This window comes from Promicromonospora kroppenstedtii DSM 19349, from assembly GCF_000515355.1.
GTDB classification, from domain to species: Bacteria; Actinomycetota; Actinomycetes; order Actinomycetales; family Cellulomonadaceae; genus Promicromonospora; species Promicromonospora kroppenstedtii.
Window position 1 is genome coordinate 140,697 of the sequence record NZ_KI911665.1, and the last position, 7,032, is coordinate 147,728.

Consider the following 7,032-nt stretch of genomic DNA (forward strand, 5'->3'; position numbering starts at 1 on the left):
GACGGCGGGGCGTCCGCCGTCGTCGCCCGGAGCGGGCTGGACAGTGTCGTCATCCCAGGGTCAGCTGCGGTCGAGCAGTCCCTGGACCTGGGTCTGGGCGTCGGCGAGGAGCGCGTCGATGTCCGCGTTCTCGTCCGTCAGCACAGCCTGGACCACCGGGTCGAGCGCCGCGTAGACGTCCTGGGTCGCGACGGCGGGCTCGGGGATGACGGGCTGGTCGAACATCTGGTCCGTCATCGGCGCGAAGTTCTCCAGCGGGACGTTGACGAGGTCCTTGATCCAGCTCTGCTGCTCCTCGTAGGTCGCCTGGTCGAAGATGGGCAGGGCCGGGGCGCCGACGGGCTGGTCGGTCTCGGCGGCGACCTCGGCCTCGGCCACGGCGGCGTCCTGGTCGGTCAGCTTGGAGATGTAGTAGAAGTCGATCCACTTCACGGCCGCGGCCTGCTCGGCCTCGGACGCCGCAGAGCTCACCGCGGCCAGCGTGCCGCCGCCGAGCGTGCCGGCGTCGTCGCCCTCCAGGGGCAGCACGGTGACGCCGTACTCGTCGGGGTTCATCTGGTTCTGCGTGAACAGGTTGGGGTAGTTGGCGCCGCCCGAGACGTACATGCCGATCTTGCCGGCGGCGAAGTCCTGGTTGATGGTGCCCCAGTCGTACAGGAAGGACGACCCCATGGAGTTGTCCTCCCAGCGCATCTCCTTCAGCATCTCCAGCGCGGCGACCGTGGCGTCGTTGTCGACGGTCGCGGTGGTCTCCTCGCCCTCGCCCTCGGTCATGCGGCCGCCGAGGGCGTAGGTCTCGGTGGTGAGGATCCAGCCGCCGGTGTTGCTCTGCGTCATGTGGGCGTAGCCCGCCTGGCCGGTCTTGTCGGAGATCGCCTTGGCGGCCTCGCGCACCTCGTCCCAGGTGGCCGGCGGGTTGTCCGGGTCGAGGCCGGCCTCCTCGAAGAGCGCCCGGTTGTAGTGCAGGCCCTGGTTGTAGGCGGCGATCGGGACGGCCCACATGTTGCCCTCGGCGTCCTGGCCCGCGGCGGCGATCGTCGGGTTGAACTGGTCGGCGTACGGCAGCTCGGCCACCAGCTCGCTGACGTCGGCGATCTGCCCGCGCTCGATCAGCGCCCGGCCGTCGGTGAACGGGATCGGGAACACGTCGGGCAGTGTGCCGCCCGCGAGCTCGGCGGCGAAGGTCGTGCCGGACCAGGTGAACTCCTTGGTCTCCACCTGGATGTCCGGGTTGGCCTCCTCGAACTGCGCGATGCGCTCGTCGAAGGCGTCGATGGCGGCCTGCTCGAGGCCGGCGTCGATCGAGACCTCGATGGTCACGGGTCCTTCGGGCTCGTCGGCCGCGTCGGTCGACGAACCGCAGGCCGTGAGGGTCCCCGCGAGCGACAGGACACCCACCAGGGCGAACGCCGCGCGCTTGTTTGCTGACTTCATTGTCACTCCTTGGTCGTGTGCCGCCGGGACGGCACGTCTGGGGGAAAGCTGCAGGTGATCAGGACGGCAGGCCGAGCCAGACAGCGATGTCCGGGCCGACGGCACCGTCGACGGGGCCGCTCGCCAGGAGCACGGCGGCCCCGGCGGGCAGGGGGACGGGGGTCGTCCCGAGGTTGACGACGCAGGCGAAGCCGGCGCCGCGAGCGAAGGCGAGGACGTCGTCGCCGCCGAGGTCGAGCCAGGTCAGCTCCTCGGCGTGCAGGGCCGTCAGCTCGCGCCGCAGGTGCAGAGCCGTGCGGTACAGGCTGAGCATCGACTCCGGGTCGCCGTCCTGCGCCTGCACCGAGCGCTCCGCCCAGTCGGCCGGCTGGGGCAGCCAGGGCGCGGCGCCGTCGTCGGGTCCGAAGCCCAGGCTGGTGCCGGTGCGCGCCCATGGCAGCGGCACTCGGCAGCCGTCGCGGCCGGGGTCCACGCCCTCGGAGCGGAAGTGCATCGGGTCCTGGATGAGCTCGCGCGGCACGTCCGCCTCGGGCAGACCGAGCTCGTCACCCTGGTAGACGTACAGGGCGCCCGGCAGCGCGCCGGTCAGCAGCGCCGCGGCGCGCGCCCGGCGGGTGCCGAGATCCAGGTCGGACGGCGTGCCGAACCGCTTGGCCGCGAAGTCGAACGAGGAGTCCTCGCGGCCGTACCGGGTCACGGGCCGGGTGACGTCGTGGTTGGAGAGCACCCAGGTGGCCGGGGCGCCGACGGGCGCGTGCGCCTCCAGCGTGGTGCGGATCGACTCGCGCAGCTCCTTGGCGTCCCAGGGGCGCGCCATGAAGTCGAAGTTGAACGCGGTGTGCATCTCGTCGGGCCGCAGGTACTGGGCGAACCGCTCGTGATCCGCCAGCCACACCTCGCCCACCAGTACGCGTGGCTCCGCGTAGTCATCGGCCACGCGGCGCCAACCGCGGTAGACGTCGTGGATCTCGTCGCGGTCCAGGTGCGGGTGCTCCCCCGGGCCGGGCGTCGCGGGCACCTCGGGCAGCGCCGGGTCCTTGATGATCAGCGCAGCCGAGTCGATGCGGATACCGGCCGCGCCGCGGTCGAACCAGAACCGCAGCACGTCCTCGTGCTCCTGCCGCACGTCGGGGTGGTTCCAGTTCACGTCCGGCTGCTCCGGGGTGAACAGGTGCAGGTACCACTGGCCGGGCGTGCCGTCCGGGTTCGTGGTCCGCGTCCAGGTGTCGCCCTGGAAGCTGGAGACCCAGCCGGTGGGCATCTGGTCACCGTCGGGGCCCTTGCCGTCCTGGAACCAGAAACGCTCGCGCTCCGGCGAGCCCGGCCCGGCCGCGAGCGCCGCCCGGAACCACTCGTGCTCCGAGGAGATGTGGTTGGGCACCACGTCGACGATGGTGCGGATGCCCAGCTCGCGGGCCTCGGCGATCAGCGCCTCGGCGTCCGCCAGGGTGCCGAACGCCGGGTCGATCGTGCGGTAGTCCCGCACGTCGTAGCCGCCGTCCGCCAGGGGCGAGGCGTACCAGGGCGTGTACCAGATCGCGTCGACACCGAGGTCACGCAGGTAGCCCAGGCGGGAGCGGACGCCGGCGAGGTCACCGGTGCCGTCGCCGTTCCCGTCCGCGAAGCTGCGGGGATAGATCTGGTAGATCACGGCGCTGCGCCACCACTCGTCTGCGGGGCGCGGCTCGAGGGTCGCGTCGGACGTCGTCGTCATGTCGTGAACCGTAAATCACATGACAACGACCGCGCAAGAACTCGACAGCTACTTGATGAAATCGTGACAGGTCAGCGGGCGACCACCTTCGCCATGGCGGTCGAGGCGCGCACCACGAGCTCGGGCTCGAAGAGCAGCTCGTCGCGCGCGACGTCGCTGCCGCCGATCAGCGCGGCCAGCAGGTCGACGGCGGCGCGGCCCATGGGCTCGATCGGCTGCCGCACCGTGGTCAGCGCGGGGTCGGTGGAGTTCATCAGCGCGGAGTCGTCGAAGCCCACGACGGACACGTCCGCGGGGCAGGACAGCCCGGCCCGGCGCACCGCGCGGATGGCGCCGAGGGCCAGCGGGTCGCTGGCGCACACGATGGCCGTCGCGCCGGCCTCGACCAGGCGGTTCGCCGCCGCCTGACCGCTCTCCAGGGAGTACTGCGAGTGCACCACCAGCGCGGGGTCGAGCTCCAGGTCGTGCCGCTGCGCGAACCGCTGGGCGGCCGCGAGCTTGCGCTCCGACGGCATGTGGTCGGCCGGGCCGAGCAGCAGGCCGACCCGCTGGTGCCCCAGGGACGTGACGTGGCCCATGGCCTGCTCCATGGCCACGAGGTCGTCGCAGGCCACGCGCGGGAACGCGAGGTCCTCGATGGAGGCGTTCATCAGCACCACGGGCAGGCCCAGGTCCTCCAGCCGCCGGTAGTGGGCGTGGTCGGCCTCGCGCTCGGCGTAGAAACCGCCCGCGAAGATCACCCCTGAGACCTGCTGGGCCAGGAGCAGGTCGATGTACTCGGCCTCGGTCACACCGCCGGCCGTCCGGGTGCACAGCACGGGGGTGAACCCCTGCTGGGCCAGCGCCCCGCCGATCACCTCGGCGAACGCCGGGAAGATCGGGTTCACGAGCTCGGGCAGCACCAGCCCCACCAGCTTGCCGCGGCTGCCGCGCAGCTTGGTGGGCCGCTCGTAGCCCAGCACGTCCAGGGCGGTGAGCACCGCGTCCCGGGTGCCCTGGGACACGCCGGGCTTCCCGTTGAGCACGCGACTGACCGTCGCCTCGCTCACGCCTACCTTCTTCGCCACATCGGCAAGCCGTCTCGACATGGATCGATCCTAGCCACGCCGAACGCAAATCGCTTGCAGGGGTTGCAGGGCCCTGCAAGTCGCTTGCGTAACCCGACAGGGCTGGAGACGAGTCAGACGCCCAGGTCACCTTCGTGGCCTGAGCGTCTGACTGGTGGTGCGGAGCCGTGCGGTCGGTCAGTGCGCGACGGCGACCTGACGCAGCTCGGTGGCGAGCTGCTCGTCCACGCGCCCGCGCAGGTGCGTGCCGGCGGCCACGTGCTCGGTGAGCTCGATGTCACCGTGCTCGTGCACGCGGTGCACCAGGTCGCCCCGGTCGTACGGGACCACCAGGTCGACCTGGACGCCCGGTCGGGGCAGCTCCGCCGCGATCCGCGCGCGCAGCTCGGCGATGCCCTCGCCGGAGTGCGCGGAGACGACGGCGGTGTGCCGCTCGCGCCGCTGGATGCGGCCGACGACCGTCGGGTCGGCGACGTCGGCCTTGTTCAGCACCACGATCTCGTGGACGTCCTCGAACGCCGGGATCTCGGACAGCACCTCGCGGACCGCCGCGATCTGTCCCTCGGGATCCGGGTGAGACGCGTCGACCACGTGCAGCAGGATGTCGGCGTCGCCGACCTCCTCCAGCGTGGACCGGAACGCCTCCACCAGCTGGTGCGGCAGGTGCCGCACGAATCCGACGGTGTCGGTGAACGTGTAGACGCGGCCGTCCTCGGTCCGGGTGCGCCGGACCGTCGGGTCCAGCGTGGCGAACAGCGCGTTCTGGACGAGCACGCCCGCCCCGGTCAGCGCGTTCAGCAGGGACGACTTGCCGGCGTTGGTGTAGCCGGCGATCGCCACCGCGGGGATCGCGTTGCGCTTGCGGCTCAGCCGCTTGGTCTCACGGGCCGGCTTCATCGCGGCGATCTCACGCCGCAGCTTGGCCATCCGGTCGCGGATGCGCCGCCGGTCCAGCTCGATCTTGGTCTCACCGGGACCGCGCGAGCCCATGCCGGCGCCCGCGCCGCCCACCTGGCCACCCGCCTGGCGGGACATCGACTCGCCCCAGCCGCGCAGGCGCGGCAGGAGGTACTCGAGCTGCGCGAGCTCGACCTGGGCCTTGCCCTCACGGGACTTGGCGTGCTGGGCGAAGATGTCCAGGATCAGCGCGGTGCGGTCGACGACCTTGACCTTGACCACGTCCTCCAGCGCACGGCGCTGGGACGGGGCGAGCTCGCTGTCGACGATCACGGTGTCCGCGCCGGTCGCGAGCACGACCTGCGCCAGCTCCAGCGCCTTGCCGGAGCCGAGGTACGTGCCGGGGTCGGGCTTCTGCCGTCGCTGCAGCAGGCCGTCCAGCACCTGGGAGCCGGCCGTCTCGGCCAGCGCCGCGAGCTCGCGCAGCGAGATCTCGGCGTCTCGTGCCGCGTGCTCGCCGCCCGAGAACAGGCCGACGAGCACCACCTTCTCGAGGCGCAGCTGCCGGTACTCGACCTCGGTGACGTCCTCGAGCTCGGTCGACAGGCCGGCCACGCGGCGCAGCGCGGTGCGCTCCTCAAGGTCCAGCTGGTCGCCGTCGGCCACGGTGTGGACCGTCCCGCCGTCGGCACGTGCGGTCCCCGCCCGAGCGAGAACCCGTGCCACGACATCGTTCGCGATCGCCTGGGCATCTGCCTGGGCCGCGCGGAGTTCGGGCGTCTCCTCTGCGGGGAGCTCGGGCTCTGTCGGGGTGTGGGTCATGTACTACCTAACTCTCGATGGTTCCTGCTCTCGTAGAACAAGGATCCCACGCCCGAAAGTCCCGCGGCCATGTCTTTCCGCCGCAGGTTCCTCGCCTGTGGATAACCAGGGCCCGCCGACGGCGGCCGCTGCCAGACTTGACGGACGACACCACCACGGCACGCAGGGGACGGTACGACCATGCACGAAGCGCAAGAGGGACCCGACCGGACGGGCCGCCCGTGGACCGACGAGGAGACCGCGAGGATCGTGGCCCAGGTGCGCGACGGGGCGGACGAGCGCACCGTGACCGCCCGGGCCAGACGGTCCAGCGGCTCGGTGGTGAGCCGCCTGCGGCGGATGCTGCCGCTGGAGCACCGCTCGTGCCCGGTCGACATGGTGGTGCCCGCGCTGCGGGACCATCTGCGGGACCCGGACTACGACTGGCGCGCGGCGATGCTCCTGACACCGCCGCCGCGGCCGGTGGTCCGCCCGCCCGAGATCGTGCGGACGGGCGTGGCCGGGCTGGCGGACGACGACCTCGTCGGCATCGCGCACAGCGTCCTGCTCGACGACCGGGCGGCCACCGCGGACCTGCGCGAGCGCCTCGTCGGCGAGGTCCGGGAGCGCGGGCTGGGCCGGGACGTCGTCGCCACCCACGAGTCCTACCTGGCCACGCTCCGGGAGCCGGCCGGGATCCGGGACGTCGACGAGTGGGTCCGCCGGTGGTCCACGGCGGTAGGTCTCGGCGCCGACCGGTACGCGGCGTACACGAGGTACGAGCCGTGGGAGTGAGGCGGCGGCTCAGCCGAGGTCGAGGCGCATCACGCGGCGGCGCTTGGTCGGGCGGCTGACCTCCACGAGGCCCGCCCCGGCGAACGGCCCGGGGGTGCCCACGTTGACCTCGCCCCACGAGATGTCCTGCCCGGGTTCGGGGGCGATCGGATAGCCCTCGACGACCCGGGCGCCGCGCTCGCGCGCGTGCGCCACGGCGGCGGCCGCCAGCGGGTACATCAGGCCCTGCTTGCGCAGGCCCGCGCGGACGGCGAAGCACGTCACCGCCCAGACCCCGGCGTCGTCCTTGTCCTCGTGCCGGCCCGCCCACGGGACCTGGCTGCC

At 72.3% G+C, this 7,032-nt stretch carries 5 protein-coding genes and 1 pseudogene; 1 reads left to right on the forward strand and 5 read right to left on the reverse strand.

What is annotated here, in order from left to right; genetic code table 11:
• Window positions 1–60 precede the first annotated feature (60 nt).
• The 4 genes from PROKR_RS13040 to hflX all read right to left on the reverse strand — a co-directional run bounded on the left by PROKR_RS13040 (window position 61) and on the right by hflX (window position 5,934).
• Window positions 61–1,434, reverse strand: a complete 1,374-nt coding sequence (locus tag PROKR_RS13040) for an ABC transporter substrate-binding protein (RefSeq protein WP_036963813.1) — start codon at window positions 1,432–1,434, stop codon at window positions 61–63.
• A gap of 58 nt (window positions 1,435–1,492) precedes the next feature.
• Window positions 1,493–3,148: a glycoside hydrolase family 13 protein gene (locus tag PROKR_RS13045; protein ID WP_036963815.1), complete on the reverse strand. Its 1,656-nt coding sequence runs from the start codon at window positions 3,146–3,148 to the stop codon at window positions 1,493–1,495.
• A 71-nt stretch (window positions 3,149–3,219) separates the two neighbouring features.
• Entirely contained in the window at window positions 3,220–4,236 is a 1,017-nt protein-coding gene (locus PROKR_RS13050; protein ID WP_084800424.1) for a LacI family DNA-binding transcriptional regulator, read from the reverse strand.
• A 156-nt stretch (window positions 4,237–4,392) separates the two neighbouring features.
• Window positions 4,393–5,934 (reverse strand): GTPase HflX, encoded by a 1,542-nt coding sequence (hflX, locus tag PROKR_RS13055; RefSeq protein ID WP_036963820.1) that lies wholly within the window; start codon window positions 5,932–5,934, stop codon window positions 4,393–4,395.
• 180 nt (window positions 5,935–6,114) lie between these two features.
• Here hflX and PROKR_RS13060 point away from each other — a divergent pair, with 180 nt between their 5' ends.
• On the forward strand, window positions 6,115–6,708 hold the full coding sequence (locus PROKR_RS13060) for a hypothetical protein (protein WP_036963823.1): 594 nt from the start codon (window positions 6,115–6,117) through the stop codon (window positions 6,706–6,708).
• 9 nt (window positions 6,709–6,717) lie between these two features.
• Here the strand turns inward: PROKR_RS13060 and PROKR_RS13065 are convergent.
• A pseudogene (locus tag PROKR_RS13065) lies at window positions 6,718–7,032 on the reverse strand (GNAT family N-acetyltransferase); the annotation flags it as partial.

What these genes read in the sequence shown, in the direction of transcription:
- PROKR_RS13040 (WP_036963813.1), bottom strand. Translation starts at nt 1,434, where the DNA reads ATGAAGTCAGCAAACAAGCGCGCGGCGTTCGCCCTGGTGGGTGTCCTG.
- PROKR_RS13045 (WP_036963815.1), bottom strand. Translation starts at nt 3,148, where the DNA reads ATGACGACGACGTCCGACGCGACCCTCGAGCCGCGCCCCGCAGACGAG.
- hflX (WP_036963820.1), bottom strand. Translation starts at nt 5,934, where the DNA reads ATGACCCACACCCCGACAGAGCCCGAGCTCCCCGCAGAGGAGACGCCC.
- PROKR_RS13060 (WP_036963823.1), top strand. Translation starts at nt 6,115, where the DNA reads ATGCACGAAGCGCAAGAGGGACCCGACCGGACGGGCCGCCCGTGGACC.
- PROKR_RS13050 (WP_084800424.1), bottom strand. Translation starts at nt 4,236, where the DNA reads ATGTCGAGACGGCTTGCCGATGTGGCGAAGAAGGTAGGCGTGAGCGAG.